General features: G+C 63.2%; 14 protein-coding genes. 9 read left to right on the plus strand and 5 right to left on the minus strand.

Annotated elements, in window-relative coordinates:
* Window positions 1–74: 74 nt before the first annotated feature.
* From EA187_RS09285 to EA187_RS09295, 3 genes are all read left to right on the plus strand, one after another.
* The gene (locus EA187_RS09285) at window positions 75–443 is read left to right on the plus strand and encodes a hypothetical protein (protein ID WP_115604057.1); all 369 of its coding nucleotides are present in this window, start codon (window positions 75–77) and stop codon (window positions 441–443) included.
* Window positions 444–1,212: 769 nt separating this feature from the next.
* Window positions 1,213–1,581, plus strand: coding sequence for a hypothetical protein (locus EA187_RS09290; RefSeq protein WP_115604056.1), 369 nt, complete (start codon window positions 1,213–1,215; stop codon window positions 1,579–1,581).
* A 513-nt stretch (window positions 1,582–2,094) separates the two neighbouring features.
* A complete protein-coding gene (locus tag EA187_RS09295; RefSeq protein WP_115604055.1) occupies window positions 2,095–3,390 on the plus strand; it encodes a nitrilase-related carbon-nitrogen hydrolase in 1,296 nt (431 codons plus the stop codon).
* Window positions 3,391–3,508: 118 nt separating this feature from the next.
* Here EA187_RS09295 and dauA read toward each other — a convergent pair whose 3' ends face one another.
* Window positions 3,509–5,269, minus strand: a complete 1,761-nt coding sequence (gene dauA / locus EA187_RS09300) for a C4-dicarboxylic acid transporter DauA (RefSeq protein WP_206524234.1) — start codon at window positions 5,267–5,269, stop codon at window positions 3,509–3,511.
* 135 nt (window positions 5,270–5,404) lie between these two features.
* Between dauA and EA187_RS09305 the strand changes: the two genes are divergently transcribed.
* From EA187_RS09305 to EA187_RS09325, 5 genes are all read left to right on the plus strand, one after another.
* Entirely contained in the window at window positions 5,405–6,100 is a 696-nt protein-coding gene (locus tag EA187_RS09305) for a PTS sugar transporter subunit IIA (RefSeq protein ID WP_164856157.1), read from the plus strand.
* Between the two features lie 205 nt (window positions 6,101–6,305).
* A complete protein-coding gene (locus EA187_RS09310) occupies window positions 6,306–6,989 on the plus strand; it encodes an HAD family hydrolase (RefSeq protein WP_115604052.1) in 684 nt (227 codons plus the stop codon).
* Window positions 6,990–7,067: 78 nt separating this feature from the next.
* Complete coding sequence (larAH, locus tag EA187_RS09315) at window positions 7,068–8,663, plus strand: NPN-dependent hydroxyacid isomerase, LarAH14/15/16 family (RefSeq protein ID WP_127780095.1); 1,596 nt, start codon at window positions 7,068–7,070, stop codon at window positions 8,661–8,663.
* Window positions 8,664–8,782: 119 nt separating this feature from the next.
* Window positions 8,783–13,654 (plus strand): AMP-binding protein, encoded by a 4,872-nt coding sequence (locus tag EA187_RS09320; protein ID WP_127780096.1) that lies wholly within the window; start codon window positions 8,783–8,785, stop codon window positions 13,652–13,654.
* Window positions 13,655–13,743: 89 nt separating this feature from the next.
* Window positions 13,744–14,841: an NAD-dependent epimerase/dehydratase family protein gene (locus tag EA187_RS09325; RefSeq protein ID WP_115604045.1), complete on the plus strand. Its 1,098-nt coding sequence runs from the start codon at window positions 13,744–13,746 to the stop codon at window positions 14,839–14,841.
* Window positions 14,842–14,961: 120 nt separating this feature from the next.
* On the opposite strand, the gene EA187_RS09330 is transcribed toward EA187_RS09325, so the two are convergent.
* The 4 genes from EA187_RS09330 to EA187_RS09345 all read right to left on the minus strand — a co-directional run bounded on the left by EA187_RS09330 (window position 14,962) and on the right by EA187_RS09345 (window position 20,908).
* Window positions 14,962–17,106, minus strand: coding sequence for a protein phosphatase 2C domain-containing protein (locus tag EA187_RS09330; protein WP_164856158.1), 2,145 nt, complete (start codon window positions 17,104–17,106; stop codon window positions 14,962–14,964).
* Between the two features lie 115 nt (window positions 17,107–17,221).
* Window positions 17,222–19,306, minus strand: coding sequence for a choice-of-anchor D domain-containing protein (locus EA187_RS09335; protein WP_127780098.1), 2,085 nt, complete (start codon window positions 19,304–19,306; stop codon window positions 17,222–17,224).
* Window positions 19,307–19,471: 165 nt separating this feature from the next.
* Window positions 19,472–19,993, minus strand: a complete 522-nt coding sequence (locus EA187_RS09340; RefSeq protein ID WP_115604039.1) for a tetratricopeptide repeat protein — start codon at window positions 19,991–19,993, stop codon at window positions 19,472–19,474.
* Between the two features lie 72 nt (window positions 19,994–20,065).
* A complete protein-coding gene (locus EA187_RS09345; protein ID WP_115604037.1) occupies window positions 20,066–20,908 on the minus strand; it encodes a hypothetical protein in 843 nt (280 codons plus the stop codon).
* Window positions 20,909–21,140: 232 nt separating this feature from the next.
* On the opposite strand from EA187_RS09345, the gene EA187_RS09350 reads away from it, so the two are divergent.
* Window positions 21,141–23,147 carry an ATP-dependent helicase gene (locus tag EA187_RS09350; RefSeq protein WP_127780099.1) on the plus strand — a complete coding sequence of 669 codons (2,007 nt, stop codon included), beginning with the start codon at window positions 21,141–21,143 and terminating at the stop codon, window positions 23,145–23,147.
* Window positions 23,148–23,213: the final 66 nt, after the last annotated feature.

Genomic DNA, 23,213 nt, shown 5'->3' on the forward strand with positions numbered 1-23,213 from the left:
TCGACGCCATCCCGGCGCTTCCGGCCCCTGCAACTACTTCAAAACCCGTTCAAACCCCATCCAAGGAACCCATCATGAGCAGCATCCTGACCACCGCCCTCGAACAACTCGCGACCACCGCCGGCTTCATCGCCGGAGCCGTCGGCAACAGCACCAGCGGCATGGTCATGGGCTCGCTGGGCGGCTCCGACGACTTCAACGTGGAGCTGGCCGTGGCCGCCAACACCGAGGTGGTCAAAGCCAAGCAGCGCGCGATGGCCTCCCTGGAGTTGAAGGGAAGCGTGGAAGACATCCTCATCACCCTCTCCAACCAGTACCACCTGATCCGTCCGCTCACCGAACGCCCGGAAATCTTCCTCTACCTGGCCGTCGATCGCAGCCAGGCCAACCTGGGCATGGCGCGCTTCGCCCTGGGCGAAGCCGAGAGCATCCTCAAACTCTGAGAGGCTCTCACGAGGCTGATGTGCAGGAAAAACGCCAGATTTGCGCCGGGCGATCTCATCTCAAGCGCCCCTTCCTCAGTAGAATTCACAGAATTCAATAAATGCACATCACCTCATTCCGGCGCGACCCTTCTGAGCGCGAATGGCCGCAGGAATGTTTCCCCTCATCGCTCCTGCCAGGCTTCGTCGCGCTCCTCACCTTTTCATGCGCCCCAACCGGACTTTTACCTTATTCGCGGGAGCGTCGCCCATGATGACCGATGAGTCACACCAACGACAAAAACCCCCGGCTAAGCTTGAGCTACGCGCATCGGGGCGTTACAACCGCACCGACTCAAGCGAGGTTACTTTCGCTCCCTGACAGGAGGAATCCTCTTTGAGCCTACCCTGAGCAATGTGGGGAGACGCCCTGTTCATACGAAACATGAATTCGGGAAGCCCCCTTATCTCGTGTTGTATGAGTCCGGGAGGGCCGGGTGCCATGAGTTCATCACCAGACGAAGCCGAACCTGGCATTCAAGCTATCACCCCTTCCGTTGAAACGGAGCACTGTCCCTCCCGCGGGGAGGCCGGGGTCATTCCCCCCACCCCGGAACAGGATGAACTTCGTCACGCCCCATTCCCCACTGTGCGCCTTCGTCCGAAGCCGCACCGACACGCTCGCCAGAGCGCACTCCGGCTCCCACACCAGACCCCGGTACGGGGATGGTCGGCGGCCCTCACCACCCCGGGCGACTCTCCGGTCGCCCCTGACCCAGAGGAAGTAACGATGTCAAACCCGGTCAACAACGCTCTCGAACAACTTGCCAGCGTCGACGGATTCATCGCTGGAGCCATCGGCAACAGCGCCAGCGGAATGGTCATGGGCTCCCAGGGAGGCTCCGACAAGTTCAACGTGGAGGTCGCCGTCGCCGCCAACACCGAGGTCGTCAAAGCCAAAAATCGGGCGATGAAAGCGCTAAAGCTCAGCGGTGGAATCGAGGACATTCTCATTACGCTCACCGATCAGTACCACCTGATCCGCCCGCTCAAGAGCCACCCGGAGATCTTTCTCTACCTGGCCGTCGATCGCAGCCGCGCCAACCTGGCGATGGCCCGCTTTACCCTGAGCGAAGCCGAGAGCGCGATGAAGCTCTAATCCCGGCATCTGTATCACGACCATGGTCACGTTGAAGGCCGTCGCCCTTTGGGGCGACGGCCTTTTTTATGACGACGTCACACGCAAACGCTGATGCCGATCGCTGCGACGTGAAGGGCGGCACGGCGCAAAACCTGAGAGTCTGCGTTCGCCTCGTCGAGGCTCTCCAACACGCTCGGGGCGCGCTCGATGCAGCAGACATGGCGTCAACGCCGGCTCACAGCGCTGTTACCAGCGCAGACCAACGCGGCAGCACCCGTAGCTCAAGGCGCACGCATCAGACGCCCCCTTTCCCCGGGGCGATGAGGGGTGCCACAGCCCGGCTTACGAGCGGAACTTCTCAAATCCCAACGCGCCCTTAGCATCCAGCGCGCCATGCGCTAGGGTAGTGGAGCCGCGCGCCTGTTGAGTCGGCTTTTTGTGCCCACGCGCCGCACATCCGTCCTGAGCATGCGCCCCGACCGTACCGGGCGCCTTCTATCCACCCGCGTTCCCCTGAGCTGAGGTGATTGTATGAGTGACCATCCCGAAATCGACAGTCTGGAAGGCATCCTTCGTAAACTCCCGGTCGAGGATCAGGCCGAGGCCTTCCGCATCCTTTACGGCAACGTGCCTGCGCCTATCGAGCTTACCGAGGCCGCGGCCTCTCTGGCCGAGCAGCACGACTTTGATGTTGCCGCCTACGCCTTTGCGTGCGCGCCCGAGCAGCGCCGGGCACCGCGTCGCGTGCGCGTCGGGGCCATTCAGACGCGCATCATCGAGCCGACCGACGCGCCGATCGAAGCGCAGTATCTGGCCATCCGTGACCGGGTCGCGACGATCATTGAAGCGGCCGCCGCCATGGGCACCAACGTGCTCTGCACCCAGGAGGCCTGGACGATGCCCTTTGCCTTCTGCACCCGCGAGAAGCAGCCCTGGGTGGAGTTTGCCGAGCCGGTCGACGGCCCGACCACCCGCTTTCTCGCCGAGCTGGCGCGGCGCCACAACATGGTCATCCTCTCCTCGATTCTCGAGCGCGATGAGCGTCACGGCGACACCCTGCACAACACCACGGTGGTCATCGGCAACCGCGGCAACATCATTGGCAGCCACCGGAAAAACCACATCCCGCGCGTCGGCGACTTCAACGAGTCGACCTACTACATGGAGGGCAACACCGGGCACCCGGTGTTTGCCACCGAGTTTGGTAAGATCGGCATCAACATCTGCTACGGGCGCCACCATCCGCTGAACTGGTTGATGTTCGGGCTCAACGGGGCGGAGATTGTATTTAACCCCTCGGCCACCGTCGGCGCCCTCTCCGAGCCGCTCTGGCCCATTGAGGCCCGGTGCGCAGCCATCGCCAACAGCTACTTCAGCGTCGCGATCAACCGCGTGGGCACCGAGCACTTCCCCAACGCCTTTACCTCGGGCGACGGGCGAGCGGCACACCACGACTTCGGGCACTTCTATGGGTCGAGTTATGTGGCCGCTCCCGATGGCAGCCGCACGCCCGGGCTCTCGCGCACCCGCGACGGTCTGATCGTCAGCGAGATCGACTTGAACCAATGCCGTCAGGTCCGAGACTCCTGGGGGTTCCAGATGACGCAGCGCCTCAGTGAGTATGGCGAGCTCCTCAGCCGTGCGGCCGCTCCGGACTTTGAGCCTCAGATCATCGCCGATCCCGGCGTCGATATCTCCAGCGGCCGCGGCTCCGCCCTGCCCTCGGCCGGCCGCGCCCTGCACCACGTCTCGCCACGCGCGCTGGGCTCGGCGCCGACGCAGCAGATCACCTACGTGGGCGACGAAGAAGGCTCGCGTAAGGAATGAGCGTTTTTCGGCGTTTACAACCCGCCTGACGCACAAACGCCCCGCTCATCGACAGGTGAGCGGGGCGTTTATCCTGAAAACAACGCAAATTGGAGCCACGGAGCCGTGACGAACACCTTCAGGCGGCCGACCACGAGTCAGACGCGTTGAAAAACGCCAGCGCCTCCGCGCTCGTCTCGGCGATGACCACGCCATCGCGCTCGGCGATGGCCGCGCGCTCCAGCAGCTCACGGGTCTGCTTCTGGCATCCCACAAGCGCCACCTGACACTGATGTTCGCGGAGTGTCTCCACCGCGCTCTCCAGCGCGACAAGCCCGGTGGCATCCATCGCCGGAACCTGATCCAACTCCAGAATCACCGCCCGCATCTCGCCGCTGACGATCTCCAGCGCGGCCATCGCCTTCTGTGCCGCCCCGAAGAAAAGCGGCCCGCTGATCGCATACACCATCACCCCGGGCGCAAGAGCCGGCTGGCCGGCCGCAGGCTCCTCCTCTCTGAGCCGCCCCTCGGTCACCTCCGACATCCGGCGCATAAAGATGAACGCCGCCAGTACCACCCCCACGCCTACGCCCACCACCATATCAACGGCCACAGTCAGCCCGAAACAGGTCAAGAGCACGGCCACGTCACTGCGCGGTGCCACGCGCACGATGTGGGCAAAATGCCGGGCCTCCGACATATTCCAGGCCACCAGCACCAGCAGCGCGGCAAGCGAAGCCATCGGCAGATACCCCAGGAGCGGCGCGGCCACGACCACGGCCCCCAGGATGGTCAGCGCGTGGACGATCGCCGCCACTGGTGAGCACGCACCGGACTTGATGTTGGTCGCCGTGCGGGCAATCGCCCCGGTCGCCGGAATTCCGCCAAAGAAAGGCGCCACCACATTGCCCACCCCCTGGGCGATGAGTTCGGCGTCGGGATCATGACGCGTGCGCGCCATGCCATCGGCCACTACCGCCGAGAGCAGCGACTCAATCGCCCCGAGCATCGCAATGGCCAGCGCCCCGCCCAGCAGGGCACGCACCATGCCAAAACTCAGCTCAAAACTCGCCCCTCCCGGCCCACCGGCCTCCCAGGGCCACATCGGCAAAGGCGGCAAAGGCGGAATCCCCGCGTAGAGCTCCTGGCCAACCCTCGTCTCGAAGCTGCTGGCGATCGTCGCCACCTCAAACCCCTCCCAGACCATCGAGCCCCCCAGCGCAACACACGCCGCGGCTGGAAGCGCGATCAGCGGTGCCGGAAAACGACGCGTAAGCCGCGGCGTCAGCACAAGGATGGCCAGAGTCAGCGCGCCGATCCCCAGCTCATCCAGCGAAGCCGTCGCGCGCGCCTCCCACATCGCGACCAGCCGCTCGAAGAAATGTGCCGGAGCACCATCGAGCTCAAGCCCCAGCAAGTCTTTGATCTGCATCGCGGCGATCACAGTGGCAATCCCCGCGGTGAAACCCGTTGTGACTGGATGTGGGATAAAACGCGTCAGCCCCCCCAGCCGCAAGAGTCCCATCGCAATGAGGATCACCCCGCCCATCAAGCCCGACACCAGCAACCCGGCCAGCCCGTACGAGGCATAGATCGGTGCCAGAATCACAATAAAGGCCGCCGTCGGACCACTCACCTGCGTGCGGGATCCCCCAAGCAGCGCGATGAAAAACCCGGCGACAATCGACGTGTAAAGCCCGTACTGCGGAGGCACCCCGACCCCGATGGCCAGCGCCATCGCCAGCGGAAGCGCCACCACCCCGACTACGAGCCCCGCCATCACATCGGCACGAAAGTCCTCCCCCCGATACCCCTCTCGCCAGACCGCACGCAGCGCTGCCCCGGGAAGCTCGGTCAACCTGCTCGTCATCTGGCCTGCTGTATAACGCGTGCGTCCCATCGTCGCCGCCTCGCCATGACCCGCATCAACATGCGACCAACGAACGCAAAAAACGCCATCCGTTGTCAATTAACGCATTCCTACGTAAAACAACGCAACCGGTCAATCACCCCCTCCCCCCGCTCAGGCCTGCCCATGGAAGACCGCCTCATGACCGCCCGCCAGCTCGCCAGCTACCTCAACGTCAGCGAGCGCACCGTTCTTAATCTCGTCCAGGAGGGCGCGCTGCCCGGCGTCAAAGTCGGCAACCAGTGGCGTTTTCGAAAGGCCATGATCGACACCTGGCTCGACGACCAGATGCTCGGGCTGACCCCGCGCGTGGTCGAACCCACCCCTCACCCGGCCCCCCGAAAAATGCTGGCGCTTCGGAGCTGTTTTGAGCCTTCCCACGTACTGGCCGACCTGGTCGCCACCACCAAAACCGGCGTGATCAGCGAGCTCGCCGCCTTTGCCGCCGGGCTGGGCCTGGTGCGCGATGACACCTGGTTTGTCGGCGCACTGATCAAGCGCGAAAACGTCATGCCCAGCGCCATCGGCCAGGGGCTGGCCTTCCCGCACACCCTGCGACGCCACCCCGAGCAAATCACGCGCCCCTTCATGGTGGTGGGACGCTCCCGGGCCGGAGTCGACTTCGATGCCCTCGATGGCCAGCCCACCCACCTCTTCTTCGTGCTGGGCCTTCGCTACGAAGAGCTTCACCTTCCCTGGCTCGCCCGCCAGGTGCAGATGCTGGCCAACGCCGAGCTCGTCGACACCCTCCTGCACGCCCCCGATGCCCCGACCATCTACCAGGCCCTGCTGAGCGCCGAAGCCCCGATTGCCGGCCTGTAAAACCCTCTCGCCGACACGCCCGATCCTCGCCGCAGCGCGTCATTTCGCGCGATCCTCCGCGTGACTCACCAGTCATGCCAAAGGCCGTCTTGACATCGCTCACACCTCCCCATAAAGCCCACCTCCCGATAACCGGCAGTGTGCCCGAACCGCTCGGAAGCCGGTCACTTCAATCCAGGTTGGACCCGAAGCCAGGTGGCTGTAGATGGAACCCCATAGCGACACTCGCCGCACCGCCGCGTTCTACGACGTCGACGGCACGCTCATCCGCACCAACGTCGTGCACGCCTACGCCTACTACGCGATCAACAGCCCGGCGATGGGCGATAAGATCGGCAAAACCGCCGGCCTCCTCGCCAGCCTGCCCCTCTACTGGATCGCCGATAAATTCGACCGCCGCGTGTTCAACGAGGCCTTCTACAAAAACTACGCCGGGTTCACCGAAGACCGCCTGGTCCTCATCGGCGAAGAGATTTTTGAGAAGGTCATCAAGCCCAACATTTTCAAGGGTGCACACAGCCTGGTCGATCGCAGCAAGCGCCAGGGCCACGACCAGATCCTGGTCACCGGCGCGCTCGACGTGATCACCAAACCTCTGGCCGACTTTCTGGGCTGCAAGGACTTCGTGGCCAACCGCCTGGAGATCAAAGATGGCAAGGCGACCGGCCGGCTGCTCAAGCCCATGATCGCCGGCGCCAACAAGGCCCTCTGGGTGCGCCGCTACGCCGAGGAGCACGGCTACGACCTTGACCGCTCCTTTGCCTACGCCGACAGCGGCTCCGACATCCCGCTGCTCTCGGTGGTGGGCAACCCCTGCGCCATCAACCCCGATTTCAAGATGCGCACCACCGCCCGCGCGTACGACTGGCCGGTGCTCAACCTCGACTGATTTCGATAAAAAACGCCCGCCGCGTCATCCCCTGACAGGCAGCGCTCCTCATACATCTTTATTGCGGAAGGTCCTGGCATGTCCGACAGCTCGAAGCCTTACAATCCGGTTCGCTACCTCACCGAAGACTCGCGCCCCCTCTACCTGCACTACGGCGAAGACTTTTTGACCCATAAGTTCCCCGCCGGCACGCGCGTGGTCTATGCGAACAAGCCGATGAAGCCCATCGACAACCAGGGCGCGGCCATCCGCTACGCACTCAACCACCCCGAGGGGGACGTCAAGCCCCTCTACGCTCAACTCAAACCGGGCATGAAGGTCACCATCGCCATCGACGATATCTCGGTGCCCCTGCCCCCGATGAAGACCCCCGACATCCGCCAGAAGGTCCTCGAGATCGTCCTGCAGATGCTCGCCGACCACGGCGTGGAAGACGTCGAGATGGTCGTCGCCCTGGCCCTGCATCGCCGCATGACCGGAAGCGAAATCAAGCGCATGGTCGGCCCCGAGATCTTCAACGAGTACTACCCCGAGCGCCTCTACAACATGGACGCCGAGGACGAAGACAACATGGTCTTCCTCGGCGAAACCGACCATGGCGAGAAGGTCCAGATCGTGCGCCGCGCCGCCGAGAGCGACCTGTTGATCTACGTCAACGTCAACTACGTCCCGATGAACGGGGGCTTTAAATCGATCGGCACCGGTTTGTCGGGCTACCAGTCGATTCAGTACCACCACAACCCCCAGACGATTCTGAAGTCTGACTCCTACATGGACCCCAAGAACAGCGCGCTCTACAGCAGCAACGAGCGCATGGGGCGGATGATCAACGAGAAGCTCAACGTCTTCCACATCGAGACCGCGCTCAACAACAAGATGTACGACGACCAGCTTCAGTTTCTGGCCGATCCGGAAGACGACTGGTCCTCGGCCGATGAGCTCAAGTTTAAGTCGATGCAGTGGACGCTCAAAAAGCTGCCGCGCGCGGCCAAGCGCAACTTCTTCCACAAGGTGCCCGCCGACTACGGCCTCGTCGGCGTGTTCGCCGGCGCCACCGAAGCCGTCCACGAGAAGACCCTGGAGAAGTGCTGGCAGCAGCACGCCGTGCCCGTCGAAGGCCAATCCGACGTGGTCGTCTGGGGCATCCCCTTTGAGAGCCCCTACAACGTCAACTCCATCATGAACCCCCTTCTGGTTCGCGTGATGGCGCTGGGCTACTTCTTCAACATGTACCGGGGCAAACCCATCGTGAAGAAGGGCGGCACGCTCATCATCACCCACCCCTGCTACGACCAGTTCGACCCGGATCACCACCCCAGCTACATCGAGTTCTTCAACCGCTGCCTGCCCGAGACCCGCTGCTCCAAGACCCTGGGCAAGCGCTGGGAAAAAGAGTTCGCCGAGAACCCCAACTACATTGAGATGTTCCGGCGCGGCAACGCCTACCACGGCGTGCACCCCTTCTACATGTGGTACTGGGCCGAAAACGGGCAGCATCACGTCGGCCGCGTCATTGTGGTCGGTGCCGAAAACGACCACGTCCCGGCGCGTATGGGCTGGCTCAGCGCCAAAACCATGGACGAGGCCCTGGAGATGGCCGCCGAACACCACGGCCCCGACCACGACCTGACGGTGATGCACCACCCGCCCTTTGTGATCGCCGACGTCCGCTAATCACGTTTGATGGTTTCAAGTCTCGCTTGATGTTCGCCGTCTTTCGCTAAACGCGTTCCATCGTTCTGGAAGTCGTGCGCCTCCGAGCACGCCAGCCTTTGTCGACCCAGGTTTTTGCCATGACGCATACCAACGACACCCCTGCCATCCAAGATGGCGCTCCAACAAACGGTCACGCCAACGGCGCCAACGGCTACGCGCTGCCCGCCACCCTTGATGAGCCCACCCTGGAGGGCACGCTCAACGTCGGCGAGTCCCTGCGGGGCAAGCGCATCCTTCTGACGGGCACCACGGGGTTTCTGGGCAAGGTCGTGATGGTGATGCTCTTGCGCAACCATCCCGACATCGAGCAGCTCTACGTGCTCGTGCGCAGCCGCCGCACCCAGAGCGCCACCGAACGCTTCTTTGACGAGGTGGTGCCCTCCGGCGCGCTCGACCCGCTGCGTGAGGTCTACGGGGACGAAGGCTACCTGGAGTTTCTCAACGAGAAGGTCAGCGTGATCGACGGCGACATCTGCCGCCCGAACCTCGGCCTTCCAGACGACGAAGCCCGCGCGCTCTCCTCGCAGCTCGACGTCTTCATCAACTCGGCTGGCCTGACCAACTTCAACCCCAACCTCAAGAACGCGCTGGAGATCAACACCCTCTCCCAGCGCCTCACGCTCGACTTCCTGGAGCTCGGCGACAATCACGCTCGTCTGATGCACGTGTCCACCTGCTTTGTGGCCGGCAACAGCGAGAAGCCCAGCCCCGAAATTTTCCCCGGACCGCGGGTCTACCCCAGAGTCGAAGAGCTGGGACTGGACTACGACCACACCCGCGAGATCGACGACTGCCTCAAGCTCATCGAGCATTTTGAGGACATCTCCCGCGACCAGGAACATCAGGTGCGCTTTGTGCAGCAAGCGCGCGAGTTCCTCAAAAAACATAATCTCAACCCCGCCGACCGGGGCGCTCTGGACTCCGCCTGCGAGCGCGAGCGCGTGAAATGGGTCGATCGCACCCTTTCACTGGAAGGCCGCAAACGCGCCGCGTTCTGGGGTTGGCCCAACATCTACACCTACACCAAGAGTCTGGGTGAACGCATTCTGGCCGATGCCGCAGCCCGTGGCGTCAAGGTCACCATCGTGCGCCCGGCCATCATCGAGAGCGCGGAGAGCTTCCCCCAGCAGGGCTGGAATGAGGGCATCAACACCACCGCCCCGATCTGCTTTATGATGTACAAGGGGCACCGCTTTGTGCCCACCCGGGAGGGCATCAACCTCGACGTCATCCCGGTCGATTACGTCTCCGGCGCGATGCTCGCTGTCACCGCCGCCCTGCTCACCGACCAGCATCACGATGTCTACCACCTGGGCTCCTCCGACTTGAACCCCATCTCGGTGGCTCGCCTGGTCGAGCTCTCCACCCTGGGCAACCGCCGGGTCATCGACCGCGAGGTCAAGACCCCGGGCTGGAAGAAGCTCGTGCTCAAGTCGATGGACTCGGTGGTCGTCGAGCGCAAAGAGTTTGAGCGCCAGTCAGCTCCGGGGCTCAAGCGCACTGTCAGTGGCATGCGCAAACTCCTCAAAAAACTCCCGACCAGAGAGCTCGGCGGCGTAGGCAAAGCCATCGAAGGCGTCGAGAAGTCGCTCAAGAGCGTCGAGGCGATGGCCACGACGACCGAGAAGATCTTTGAGCTCTTCTTCCCCTTCATCTACGACAACCGCCTGACCTTTAAGTCGGGCAACATCGTGGAGCTCTCCGCAAAACTCGGCCCGGCGGAGCGGCCTGTGTACGGCAGCCGCATCCAGGATCTGGACTGGCGCGAGTACTGGATTCAGACGCATATCCCCGGGCTCGCTCGCCACAGCTACCCGGCGCTGGAGGCCAAGCTCAAAGAGCGCAACCGCGAGGTCTACACCTACGACGACCTGGTGGAGCTCTTCGACGCATCGACCACAAACTTCCAGAAACGGGTGGCGCTGCAGCATCAGTCGGGCTCCATCGTGGAGCGTTACACCTACGGGGAGCTCAAAGAGCGCGCCGAGCGCGCCTGCAGCGTGTTGAGCGGCGTGGGCGTGGGCCCGGGCACCACCTGCCTGCTCATCTCGGAGAACCGCCCGCAGTGGGGCATGACCTACTTCGGCATCCTGAAGACCGGCGGCATCGCCGTACCGGTGGATTCGGCGAGCACCACCGAGCAGATCCTCAACATCGCGCGCTCGGCCCGTGCACGGGCGATTGTGCTCAGCCAGGCCGTTGACGAGCGCCTGGGCGCCGAGCTCCGAGAGACCCTCCTCAAAGAGAGCATCCCGGCGCGCACGCTGACCTTCGCGCAGCTCTACAGCCTGGGGCTTCCCGACCAGGCGCAGCTCAGCGAGGTCGCCGAAGCGCCTTCGAGCGACGCCGCCTCCGTCGAGCTTTTGCCCGCCGAGGGTGATGACCCGCTTCTGGCCGAGCTGATGCGCGCTGAGCAGGACGGCCAGCCCCTGGCGAGCCTGATCTTCACCTCGGGGACAACCGGAGCTCCCAAGGGTGTGATGCTCACCCACCAGAACTTCGCACACCTGCTCAACAGCCTGCAGAAGACCTTCCAGATCACCGAGCGAGACGGCTTCTTGAGCGTGCTTCCGCTGCACCACACCTTTGAGTTCGCCTGCGGCTTTTTGATGCCCCTATCCCGCGGCGCCTCCATCACCTACCTGGAGGAGGTCAACGCCGACGAGCTCACCACGGCGATGACGCATAACCGCATCACCGCGCTCATCGGGGTTCCGGCCCTCTGGCAACTTCTTCACCGCCGCATCGACCAGCGCATCAGCGACGCCCCGCCGGCGCTTCGCTTTGCGCTCGAGTCGATGCTCACGGCCAACACCACCCTGCGCGAGAAGTGGGGGGTTAACCTTGGCTCGACCTTCTTTGCGCCGGTGCACGCGGCCTTCGGCGGACGTCTGCGCTACATGATCAGCGGCGCCGCAGCGCTCCCGGTCAACATCCTTGAGACCTTCTACGGCCTGGGCTTCAGCCTCTATGAAGGCTACGGCCTGACCGAAGCCGCCCCGGTGCTCACCGTCAACAGCCCCGAGCGCGGGCTTGCGCCGGGCACCGTGGGTCGCGCTCTCGAAGGCATTGAGGTCGACATCAAAGACCCCAACGATGAGGGCGTCGGCGAAGTCGTCGCCCGCGGCCCCAACGTCATGCGCGGCTACCTGGGCCGCGACGAAGAAACCGCCGCCGCCCTGCAAGATGGCTGGCTGCACACCGGCGACCTGGGCAAGTTCGACCGCCGCGGCAACCTCACCATCGTCGGACGCGAGAAAGAAGTCATCGTCACCGCCGGCGGCAAAAACTGCTACCCGGACGAGCTCGAAGACATCTACTCCAAATGCCCCGACGCCCTGGATCTCTCCATCGTCGGACTGCCCGACGGCAAGGGCTCTGAGCGCGTAGCCTGCCTGGTGCGCCCCGATCTTCCCGAGAACGCCACCGCCGAGCAGATTGCCACGATGCAGTCGGCCATCCGCGAGTGGATTCGCGTCGAGGGTGCCCGCGTGCCCTCCCACTCCCGCGTGCAGGTGTTGCGCTTCTGGAACGACGAGTTCCCCCGCACCGCCACGCGCAAGATCAAACGCAAAGATGTCGTCAAGATCCTGGAACGCCTCATGGCCGCCGAGCTCGAAGCGGTGGACCGCGGCGAAGTTGAAGACACCACCTGGAGCTGGCTCGACAAGGTGCTGGCCACGCTCGCCGACTACAACGCGGCGCATATCCACAACAACACCCACCTGCTCGACGACCTGGGCTTTGACAGCCTGATGTTCGTCGAGCTGGCCTCGATTCTGGAGGCCCGCGACCACCACGTCAGCGCCGAAACACTCGCCACCATCCAGACCGTCGGCGAGCTCCAGGAGCTCCTCGACGGCGGGGCAAGCTCCACCGAGTTGGTTGTCCAACCCAAATCGGTGCTTGAGCGCGTGGACTCCTACGATGTGCCCCCGGCGGTGCAGCGCATGGTCAAAGACTTGCTCTACAACGGCCAGATGAACGCCTACGAACGTCTCTTCGACGTGGAGGTCTTCGGCCGTGCGCACATCCCCTACCACAATCCCAACGTCATCGTGGTGGCCAACCACTCCAGCCACCTGGATATGGGCCTTGTGAAATACGCCCTGGGCGAGTTCGGACAGGATATTCGCGCGCTGGCCGCCGCCGATTACTTCTTCAAAAACACCGCACGCAAAACCTACTTCGGCAACTTCACCAACCTGCTTCCCGTGGAGCGCTCCGGCACCCTGGAGAGCTCCCTGGGCCGCGCGTCGGAGGCGTTGCGCCGCGGCGAGATGTTGTTGATGTTCCCGGAGGGCACGCGCTCCCGCGATGGGAAGTTGCAGGCCTTCCGCCGCGGGCTGGGCTACCTGGTCGACACCCACCAGATCGACGTGTTGCCCCTGTGGATCGAGGGTACCCATCGCGCCCTTCCTAAAGGTCAGGCGCTTCCCTCCCCGACCTCGCGCAAGCTGAAGGTCACGATCGGACCGGTGCTCAAAGCCTCGGAGCTTCGCGCCAACATGGATGCCGATTCGCCCACCGCCCGCTTCGACGCCATCAGCCAGCGCACCCACGATGCGGTCGCGCAGCTGGGGCTCGCCGCGCGCGGCGGCGGAAACGCCGAGAAGGCCAAAGCTCAAGCCGACCAGCTCTCGCCCATCTTCCACGAACTCAACCACAAGTTCGCCGAGAACCAGGTCGATAGCCCCGTGAGCTTCTACTTCAGCCTGGGCAACTTCGACTCCCATAAGTGGACGATCACCGTCGACCCGAAGACCTGCAACATCCAGAACACCAAACCCTCGGGGCACGCCGACTGCGTGGTCAAAACCTCCCCGGAGATCTTCCGCAAGATCGTCCAGGAGAGCTATGTCCCCTCGATGGAGGAGTTCATGAACGGGGTCATCAAGACCAACGATCCCGATCTTCTGATGCGCTTCTCGGCGGTCTTCCGCCTCTGAATCGAGCACCACCGCCGCATCAGGGCGCGGCCGCCACCTGCGGCCGCGCCTTCTTGATTTTCCAACAAAATCAATACGATAGAGCCACCATGACCACACTCATCACCGGCGGAACCGGCTTTCTGGGCCGACACCTTATCGACCAGCTTCTGGCTACGGGTCAGCATGACCTGCGCGTGCTCACGCGTCGCCACAACGCCGAGATCGAAGCGCTGGGCGTGGAGCAAATCGAGGGCGGCCTCGACGACGCCGACGCCCTCAAAGCGGCGGTCCAGGGCGTAGGTCGGGTCTACCACCTTGCCGGTCTTGTGGAACGCGACCGCAGCCAGGCCCACCGCATGTACGCTCTTCACGTCGAGGGCACCCGGCGGCTCTTTGACGCGCTCATCGCCAGCGACACAGACCTTGAGAAAATCGTCGTGGCCTCGACCAGCGGCACCGTCGGCGTAAGCCGCGAGGCCTCGTTTGTCGCCGACGACACCAGCCCTTATGCCGAGAACCTGGTACGGGACTGGCCTTATTACCTCTCCAAAATCTACCAGGAACGGGTGTGTGTCGATTACCAGAAGCGCCATGACCTTCCGGTGGTCTTGATGCGCCCCACGCTTCTTCTGGGCCCAGGCGACTGGCGGGAGAGCTCGACGGGCGACGTCGTGCTCTTCATGAAACGCAAAGTCCCCGGCGTGATGCCCGGCGGGCTCTCGGCGGTTGATGTGCGCGACGTGGCTGCGGCGTTTATCGCGGCGATGGAGCGCGCTGAGCCCGGCTCAAGCTACCTGCTGGGCGCGGGCAACCTGACGCTTGCGGCGTTTTTCGAGCACCTGGCCGACATCACCGGGCTGAGCGCACCTCGCCTTCCTGTGCCGGGCAAGCTCGCTAAGCTCGGCGGCAAGCTCCTCGGTGCGCTGCAAGAAGCCGGCGCGCCCTCCGGCGACCTGGACGCGGCCAGCTTAGAGATGGCCCGTCACTTCTGGTACATCGACAGCAGCCGCGCCAAAAAAGAGCTGGGCTTTGAGCCGCGCCCTCTCACGCTGACCCTGCGCGATACGGTGCAGTGGATTCGCGAGCATCACCCCGACTTCGCCGGCACCGCCTCGCACCGAGAGGAGCCGCCTGCCGAGTGGGTACCCTCGGAGACGGTGGAGTATGCCCGGGAGCTGCGTCAGCGGGCCGGCGTCGAGAACTGAACGAGAGCTCACGCAGGCTTCGTCAACCTATCGGTGCTTCAAAAAAGAAGCGCGCCTTCATCATGAAAGGCGCGCTTCTTTGTCTCTACATACCACGCCCCGATCAGGGTACGGCGAGTTTTAGTAGAATCGGGCGATCGACAGTCCGATGTTGTCGCCCCCGCCGCCGCGGTTTGCCAGCAAAATAAGCTCCAGGCAGGCCAGCGCCGGGTCCGGCTCCGCCAGCATGATCGCCAGGATATTATCCTCAGCTGCCAGCAAGTTTGGACCACCGAAGTCCGTCAGGCCGTCGGTGGTAAGCAGCATGGAGTCGCCCTCGATCACGCGGAAACGGAAAAGATCCGGCTGGGGCTCCACCGCCACGAGCTTTGCCTCCTCGATCACAAAGGTGCCCATGCACCGTGCCAGCGCTTCGCCGTGCGGCATCGCCAGCGCAGTATCGGCAGCGACGCCTTCTTTGATCGAGAGCGTCCACAGGTTGTGATCGACGGTCATCTGTTCCAGCCCCGCGCCCCGCTGCAAATAAACGCGGCTATCGCCCAGCGCAGCCAGCGTCACCACCCCATCGAGCACCACCGCCACCAGCGCTGTCGAGCCCATCACCTCGTGCGGACTCCCCCGAAAGGGCGAATAGGTGCGGTTGACGTAATCGACAATCCGATGATTCGCGCGTCCCAGAATCTGACGAATGATGCGCGTCTCGTCGACCCGGCTTTCGAGCAAATAGGTCGGCAGAGCATCTTCCCAGACGCGCGCCGCCTCCTCGGCCAACGCCCGACTGGCAAGGTCCCCGGAGCCGTAACTCGCGGTCGATACCCCGTCGGCAACGACGATAAGCGCGAAACGACCGTCTTCGGAGGCGGCCGAGAAGACGCTGTCCTGATTGGTCGGATTGCGACGACGCTTGGCGATGCCGATGTGCGTATCACTCGCAAGGCGAATCACCGGCGGCGCATACTCGCGAGAGCGCACGCGCCGCTCCATGGCCTCACACGCCTCGTAGAAGGCCTCCAGCATCGACTCGACGCTGTCGTAACGGTCGGCGGCATGCGGTCGGGTCGCCCGCGAAATCACGGGCTGAAGCCCCGGAAGAAAGCCCGGGCGGAAGTTCCGCGCAGGAATCGCCGGCGCGTAGCGCGTGTACACCGAAGCCGGCGGCACCATGCCTGAGACCAGAAAATAAAGCAGCATCCCCAGCGCGAAGACATCCGCCGACTCGCCATCGTGGCTCCCAAGGCCACTGAGCAGCTCCGGCGCAGAGAAGCCTGGCGTCACCGCGATCTCGTCGTCGATCTTGCCCTTCTCAAAGAGCCGGTCGATGCCGTCGAGTACCGCGTCGATCTCCAGACCTTCGGTGCCAACTTCCGGCTCATCCTCCTCGATCGCCTCCGAGACGGAGGACGAGTCGTACGCCGGCTCATAGAAAGCGCTATCGTCGTCAGCCGCACCGTCGTTCTTGCGCAGCGCTGCGGCGCGCTCGATCTCCTCCGCGGAGAAGGCAAGCGGCATTAGCTCCACGACGGTCGCGCCCCGATCTTCAAAGGGATTGTTCGGTTCAAGCTGACCGCCCTCAACGGGGGCGGGAGCTTCAAAGACCTGACCGAGCGACTGCGAGATAAAGATGCGAGGAAACCCGTCTTCGCTTCCACGATCAAAAACGCGCACATTCCAGGGGGTCAGCCCCAGATGCACCCAGCCGGCGCGATGCAACTTCCGAAACAGCTCGGCGACCGAAACGAAGATCGCTTTGACCTGCTCGTACTCGAGCTCTCCGCGCACCAGATCAACCAGGTCACCGACCGAGACACCCACATTATCCACAAAGACCGAGCGGGTATGATTGCCCTGCTGCTCCAGGAAGACCGGTGCACGCACCAGCCGACGCACCTCTTCAGGCCAGGAGTCATGCCGTGGCCGTGGTCGCGTGGTTTCCTCGATCAGGTAGGTCGGATGCACAAAAGCCAGCGCATCATCGCCTTCCAGGTCCACACCCGACACCGACGCGCTCACCGCGCTCGCCACCAACACTCGCCGACCATCAAACTCTTCGAGCACCTCGTCGACACGAACCACAAGGGTGACCTCGGCGAGTTCCTGGCGACCGTAATGACGCCCCGCTACCACGATGTCGAGGGTTTGCCCGGGAGAGGCAAATTGCGCGCTAAAAGCCGCCATCTCACCGGTGGCCCGATCGCAAATCGGGCAGCTATCATCGTCACGGGTCGGCTCTCCGCATTCGGGGCAGACCGTTTCACTCAGGGGCATACCATTCGTCCTGGACATTTACGCCGGCAGCTCGTCGTCTCGGCGCGCAGCCTGCCACACCCTGTGCGCATGCAGCAAGCTCCAAGCCGGCCTCAATCCCCCCCTGAATGAAGCTTCAATAGAGTTGTTGCGCGCTGCACAACCCGAGCTCGGTGGCGGTCTCCACCATGGCGTTGCCTACCTCCGGCGGCTGCCCCTGGGGAAGTGCCGGATAGCGTGCATCGACATCGACGATCGTCGCCTGGCCGCTATCCCAGTGAATTCGCGCCACATCCCAGAACTCGCCGGTGCGCTCCAGGGGCTCAAGCGCCGATTCGTAGCGCAGCTGTCCCTGAATGTAGATGCGCACGGTGGCATAGGCAGTACCAAAGAGCTGCCGGTAATAGTGCACACCGATAGCATACCATTCGCAGTTGGCCGGGTTTCGCATCGTGATGTTCTCCGGGCCCGCCCCATCGCGCACGTCGATGTCCAGGCTGGGGTCTTCCGGACTCCAGATCGACTCCTGGGATCGGTTGGGGAACTGGAAGTACACGCTGTAGGGTTCCTCCGCCCAGTTTCCCGGCCCCATTTTGGTCAGGTGCAGATCCACATCACTTCCCTCACCGTCTCCCTCATCGGGATCGCTGGGGTTTGTCCATGTCAGCTCGATATGGATGTCCTGGTCGGGCACCGCGCGAATCTCGACTTCGGCCCCCTCGCAGGAGCGGAACCCGTCGTTGTCGATCACGTTAAGGCCGATACGGTAGGTGCCCGCAGTGAGCAGGCGAAACTCGCGCCGAGAAGAGTCGTTGCCCAGGGGGTCATCCTGCGTCGGCCCCAGCTGCACGAGCGTTCCCGGGGGGCCCTGGAGCACCTCCCACTGATAGTCGACAACCTGCCCATCCGGGTCCTCGCTCTGGCTACCATCGAGGATCACGTACTGCAGGGGAATCGCAGTGAGCGAGGGCCGGCCCATCCCGCTGACCCCGCGCACCCTACCGAGCGCCGTGGCAATCGGGCACTCCCCGTCGGCCCCGCGGCCGACCACATCAATGACCAGCTCGGGCTGAATCGGGTCGTTGTTAACGATGATCACTTCCGCGCGCTCAGTCCCCTCCTCAAAGGGAATGAACTTGATGCCGAAGTTCACGCTCATTCCCGGCGCCACCGATACCGGATCGTCGATCGCGCCATTGCCGCTGCGGTCCCAACTCCCAAGGTCCAGCTCGAAGACGTTGCCAGCCTGAGCGACCACGACGTTGTCGATCTGCAACACGCGGGTACCGCAGTTGGTGACCTCAACCTGGTCGTTGCTGGAACTTCCGATGGGCACCTGACCGAAGTTGCGGTTTCGACTGTCAACTTCGATGCAGGCGGCATCCGCGTCGGCGCGCACATCAATACGCGTCAGTCCGCGATCTTCACGACCGGGCGCCGGATCCCGCACGTCGTTGGTCACCACCGAGATCTCGCCGGTATCCTGCCCCTGCCCGGTAGGTTGGTAGAGCACATCGATCACAAGCTCATAGTTCTCAGCGCCCGCTTCAACCGCCTCGGAATCGTAGGGCAAAATCTCCAGCGGGTAGCTTCGCTCGGGTAGCGCGATGCTGAAGTCATCCCCCCCGCCATACTCCGGCGCCTCATAAATGATGAGCGGCGCGGTACCCACGTTGATGAGGCGAGTCTGGCGCTCATCGAAGGCGCCGGTGCCCGCACGCGCGAAGCGCACGATGGGTGGGTCCACGAGAATCTCCGGCGAATTCCCCAGGGTGGTGATTTCGACGTAGAGAGGCGACTCCGCCGAGTAGCGCGGATCACTCGAAAGAATTCGAACGCGCCCTCGCGCGGCCTCTCCGGGCTCCGGGGCGTAGGTCACCTCAATGACCTGCTCCTGTTGGGCTTCCAGCGCGAAGGGAAGCCCTGGCACCGAGCCCAGGCTCAACCCGGCGGCGCTTCCACCACCGGTTGCTTCCATCTCCAGTTCAAAGATCTGAAGTCGCTCATCGGAGTTGTTCCGGATCGTCAGAAACTCGGTGTTCGAGTCTCCAAGATCGACCTGGGCAAAACCAATCTGAGTCGGCCTTACCTCAATAACGCCAGCGCCGGTTTCACCGATGCCGTCGCGATCGCCGCAGGCAACAAGCGCCATCGACGCCAACACCATCCAGAGCAGCACCACACCGCTCGTTCGAAATCCCGACTGCCAGAGGCTTTGCATACGTCTCACCGACCAGAGGTTACGTTCTTTGAAGCGCCACAGATATGCGGCGATCGTGTGTGTGCCGACACCATAGCGAAACCCGTCCCCTATTGGAATGCCGGGCCTCCACCCCACACGATCGCCGCGATGCAGCAAAAGACGCGCGTCCAGCCGGTCAGCCGGTCAACCAGCTGGCTGGGGACTTGAGGCTGACATAGACTCACGCTGACGCCCCCGGACCACGCCCTTGAGCGCCCGGGCGCGACGCGCGTAAACCTCATCACCAGCGCCACCAGCGGCAATCACGCAGTCAAGTACCTGATGCGCACGCTCCAGACTTCCTGCGCGCAAAAGCGCCTCCCCCAGCCGAATCAACACGTCGACATCCTCCGCTTCCTCTTCGGCAGCGCGCTCCAGCCACATCACTGCCTGCTCGACGTCGCGACGCCTGAGCGCCACATCGCCCAGAACCAGAAGCGGGTACACGCGCTTTTCATCAAGCGCCAGAATCCCCAGCGCCACCTCCTCGGCCTTCTCCAGTTGCCCCTGACGATGAAACTCGTAGGCGCGACTCTCGAAAAACGCCATATCGCCCGGCGTAAGTTGAAGGATGCTTGCCATCGACTCCCCCGCCGCCACGCGCTCGGCGACCTTATGGAGCGTCTTAATTTCTTCGGTATACCTGCCCTGCTTTTGCTCGCTCATGGCCTGTTCTCCCTGGTGGTTATCAGGCGCTCGCCAGCGCGAAGCGCCCGAAGTTCGCCTGCCTCACTGACTTCACACACGCAGATTGCTGATGATCGCCTTCGAGGTGTCATGCATCGCCTGCGAGAACTGCGAGACCATCGAGAAGAGCTGGTTGATCTGCTGAAGTTTGCTCTGAACCAGCGTCATCAACGCCGCCCGCTCCTGAGGATCCACGATCGCGCTGAGTTCCTGCATAAACGCGTCGGGATCGCTGGAGAGCAGATTGACCATCTCGGCGACCTCAAAATCCGCAGCGGTTTTCCCCCCCTCCTTCGTCTCCGAACTCGCGCCCGGGGAATCGGTCGCGCCCGAACCTTGCGTGTTGCCTCCCTTTTCAACCCCTTCATTCGTCTCCATCCGCCTGAGCAAAGCCTTGCCAGCCTCCGACACGTGATGCTTTGAGACCTGCAAATTGCTCAACTTCGGCGCCCTCAGTTCCATGCTGCTCATGGTAAGTTCGCTGGCCGTCGTTACTCCTCCCCCGCCGACGGCCGTTCCATAAGTTTCATAGCTTGCCCCCAACTCGACCTGCATCTCGCGCACAAATCCCTGAAGCATTTCCCGCGGTAGAAGGTGGGTGTCCTCATGAATCCAGGGCACTCCTTCATCCGTTGTTGTGACAAAGGAGGTGACGCTCTCGCTAAAGTCCCGAAACGCATTCTCCAGACGAGTGACCTCCCCTTTAAGCTCAAGCGCACGAGCACTGCGGGGGTCCTCGGCAATCTGCGCTTTGAGATCATCAATACGCGCGAGAAAATCGCTCTCTACCTCAGCTACCTTTGAGGCGACCTCCGGCTTCACGAGCGCCATGTCAATGGGCTCGTAATCGATAGGGCTCTGCTGGTTGATGCCGCCACTGCTGATGCTCGTCATGCTGACCTCGACGTGAAGTAGGGTTGCCAGGTTATGAAGAATACGTCGTGAACATCGCCTCGTGATGCTCTCCCCTCTATTGTCGAGCGCTTCGGAGAGGTTTTGCGTCCAACCCCAAACTTTTTTAATCACGCGGCTTCACACCGCCCCGCACTGGCCAACGGACGCGCAGCGCTTTATGACTTAGTGGCGCGTCGCCTCCCGCAGATCCCCCAGGCCCGGAGCCACCACCGTGAAGACCTACAAACTCAACCCCACCCCCGGCTCGGCCTCCGGCCTGGACTTTGAGCGCGACTTAAACGACGAGCAGCGCCAGGTGGTCACCGCTGGCTCCGGGCCCCTTCTGGTCATCGCCGGGGCGGGCACCGGAAAGACCCACACCCTGACCTATCGGGTGGCCTACCTGGTTTCAAAGGGCGTGCCGCCGGAGAACATCCTTCTCTTAACCTTCACCAACCGCGCCGCCCGAGCGATGACCAGCCGCGCCAGTGCCCTGATCACCACCGACGTGACTCGCCAGTGGAGCGGCACCTTTCACTCCGTGGCCAACCGCATCCTGCGCGAGCACGCTCCGCTTTTGGGCTACCCCAGAGATTACACGATCATCGACGGCGAAGACGCCCAGACCCTGATGAAGTCCTGCATCGCTGAGGCCGGCGTCGGTCATCTCGATCGTAAGCTCCCCCGCGCCAGCATGCTCACGCGACTGTTGAGCACCACGCTCAACACCGGCGTCTCCCTCTCCGATGCCCTCTTCGAGCGCTACCCCTACTTCGCGCACCTGGTCACGCCGATCGAGAAGATCCTCCGCCTCTATCAGATCCGTAAACACGAGATGGGACTGATGGATTTTGACGATCTTCTCGTGAGCTGGCATCGCCTGCTGACCGAGCATCCGGAAGTACGCCGCCACTACGCCACGCGTTTCGAACACATTCTGGTCGACGAGTACCAGGATACCAACCAGCTCCAGGGCGCCATCGTCGATCTGATGGCTTCGGTGCACGGCAACCTCATGGTCGTGGGCGACGACTGCCAGTCGATCTACGCCTTTCGCGGCGCGGACTATCGCAACATCCTGGAGTTTCCCGAGCGCTACCCCGACGCCCGCCAGTACCGTCTGGAGATCAACTACCGCTCCACCCCGCAGATTCTGGAGCTGGCCAACCGCTCGATCCGCTACAACATCCACCAGTTCCAGAAAACGCTGCGCGCCGACCGGCCCGGGGGGCCTCTGCCGGCGCACATTCACGTGCGCGACCCCAATCAGCAGGCGGCCTTTGTCTGCCAGCGCATCCTGGAGCTCGTCGATGAGGGCACCGAACTGAGTAACATCGCCGTGCTCTACCGCTCCCACCACCACTCGCTGGAGCTTCAGCTGGAGATGACCCGCTGCGAGATCCCCTTTGTGGTGCGCTCCGGGCTGCGCTTCTTCGAGCAGGCTCACATCAAAGATGCGCTCAGCTACCTGCGCTTTTTGTTTAACCCCCGCGACGAGCTGGCGTTTCTTCGTCTGGTGCGCCAGTGGTACGGCATCGGCAACAAACGCGCCCAGGACATCTGGCTCTTCTTAAGCTCGCAGCCCGACGCCCTGGCCGCCCTCGACGATCCGGCGCTTCTCGAAAGCCTGGGCGGACGGGCGAAGTCCTCGTGGGAACGCGCCTCAACGCTGCTCACCCAGCTTCGCTCCGAGCGTCTGGCCACCGGCCCCGACCAACTCCTGACCACCCTGCTTCGGAGCGACTTCAAAGATCATATCCAGAGCAGCTACGACCAGGCCGACAACCGCATCGCTGACCTGGAGCAGCTCGCCAACTACGCTGCCCAGTACGAATCGCTCGATCATCTCCTCGGTGAGATCAGCCTGCTCTCGGGCATCTCCGGTCAGGAGATCGGCGTGGGCGAAGCCTTCGACGATCAGTTCGTCTGCTTAAGTTCCGTGCACCAGGCCAAGGGCCTGGAGTGGGACGCGGTATTCATCCTCAGCTTAAGCGACGGGGAGTTTCCCCATCAGAGCGCCTCCCAGGATCAGGAGCAGATGGAAGAAGAGCGGCGCCTCTTTTATGTGGCCACCACCCGCGCCAAACGTGATCTTCATCTCTGCCATCCCCTCATTAAGACCACCCGCGACCGCACCCCGGTGGTGCTACGCGAGTCGCCCTTTGTGCAGGAGCTGCGTGATGAGTCCTACGTCGAGCAACGCCCGCTCCCCTGGGAAGACTGGAAGATCGAGGCCTGAGCCCTCCACAACCTCGCCACCTTGACACCTCGCGGCGCGCCGCGACACTTTAGCTCCATTCGTCGC

The organism is Lujinxingia sediminis (assembly GCF_004005565.1).
Taxonomy (GTDB): Bacteria; Myxococcota_A; Bradymonadia; order Bradymonadales; family Bradymonadaceae; genus Lujinxingia; species Lujinxingia sediminis.

Coding starts and splice junctions, on each gene's coding strand:
- EA187_RS09310 (WP_115604052.1), top strand. CDS start 6,306: ATGGAACCCCATAGCGACACTCGCCGCACCGCCGCGTTCTACGACGTC.
- EA187_RS09345 (WP_115604037.1), bottom strand. CDS start 20,908: ATGACGAGCATCAGCAGTGGCGGCATCAACCAGCAGAGCCCTATCGAT.
- EA187_RS09325 (WP_115604045.1), top strand. CDS start 13,744: ATGACCACACTCATCACCGGCGGAACCGGCTTTCTGGGCCGACACCTT.
- larAH (WP_127780095.1), top strand. CDS start 7,068: ATGTCCGACAGCTCGAAGCCTTACAATCCGGTTCGCTACCTCACCGAA.
- EA187_RS09320 (WP_127780096.1), top strand. CDS start 8,783: ATGACGCATACCAACGACACCCCTGCCATCCAAGATGGCGCTCCAACA.
- EA187_RS09340 (WP_115604039.1), bottom strand. CDS start 19,993: ATGAGCGAGCAAAAGCAGGGCAGGTATACCGAAGAAATTAAGACGCTC.
- EA187_RS09335 (WP_127780098.1), bottom strand. CDS start 19,306: ATGCAAAGCCTCTGGCAGTCGGGATTTCGAACGAGCGGTGTGGTGCTG.
- EA187_RS09330 (WP_164856158.1), bottom strand. CDS start 17,106: ATGCCCCTGAGTGAAACGGTCTGCCCCGAATGCGGAGAGCCGACCCGT.
- EA187_RS09290 (WP_115604056.1), top strand. CDS start 1,213: ATGTCAAACCCGGTCAACAACGCTCTCGAACAACTTGCCAGCGTCGAC.
- EA187_RS09295 (WP_115604055.1), top strand. CDS start 2,095: ATGAGTGACCATCCCGAAATCGACAGTCTGGAAGGCATCCTTCGTAAA.
- dauA (WP_206524234.1), bottom strand. CDS start 5,269: ATGGGACGCACGCGTTATACAGCAGGCCAGATGACGAGCAGGTTGACC.
- EA187_RS09305 (WP_164856157.1), top strand. CDS start 5,405: ATGGAAGACCGCCTCATGACCGCCCGCCAGCTCGCCAGCTACCTCAAC.
- EA187_RS09285 (WP_115604057.1), top strand. CDS start 75: ATGAGCAGCATCCTGACCACCGCCCTCGAACAACTCGCGACCACCGCC.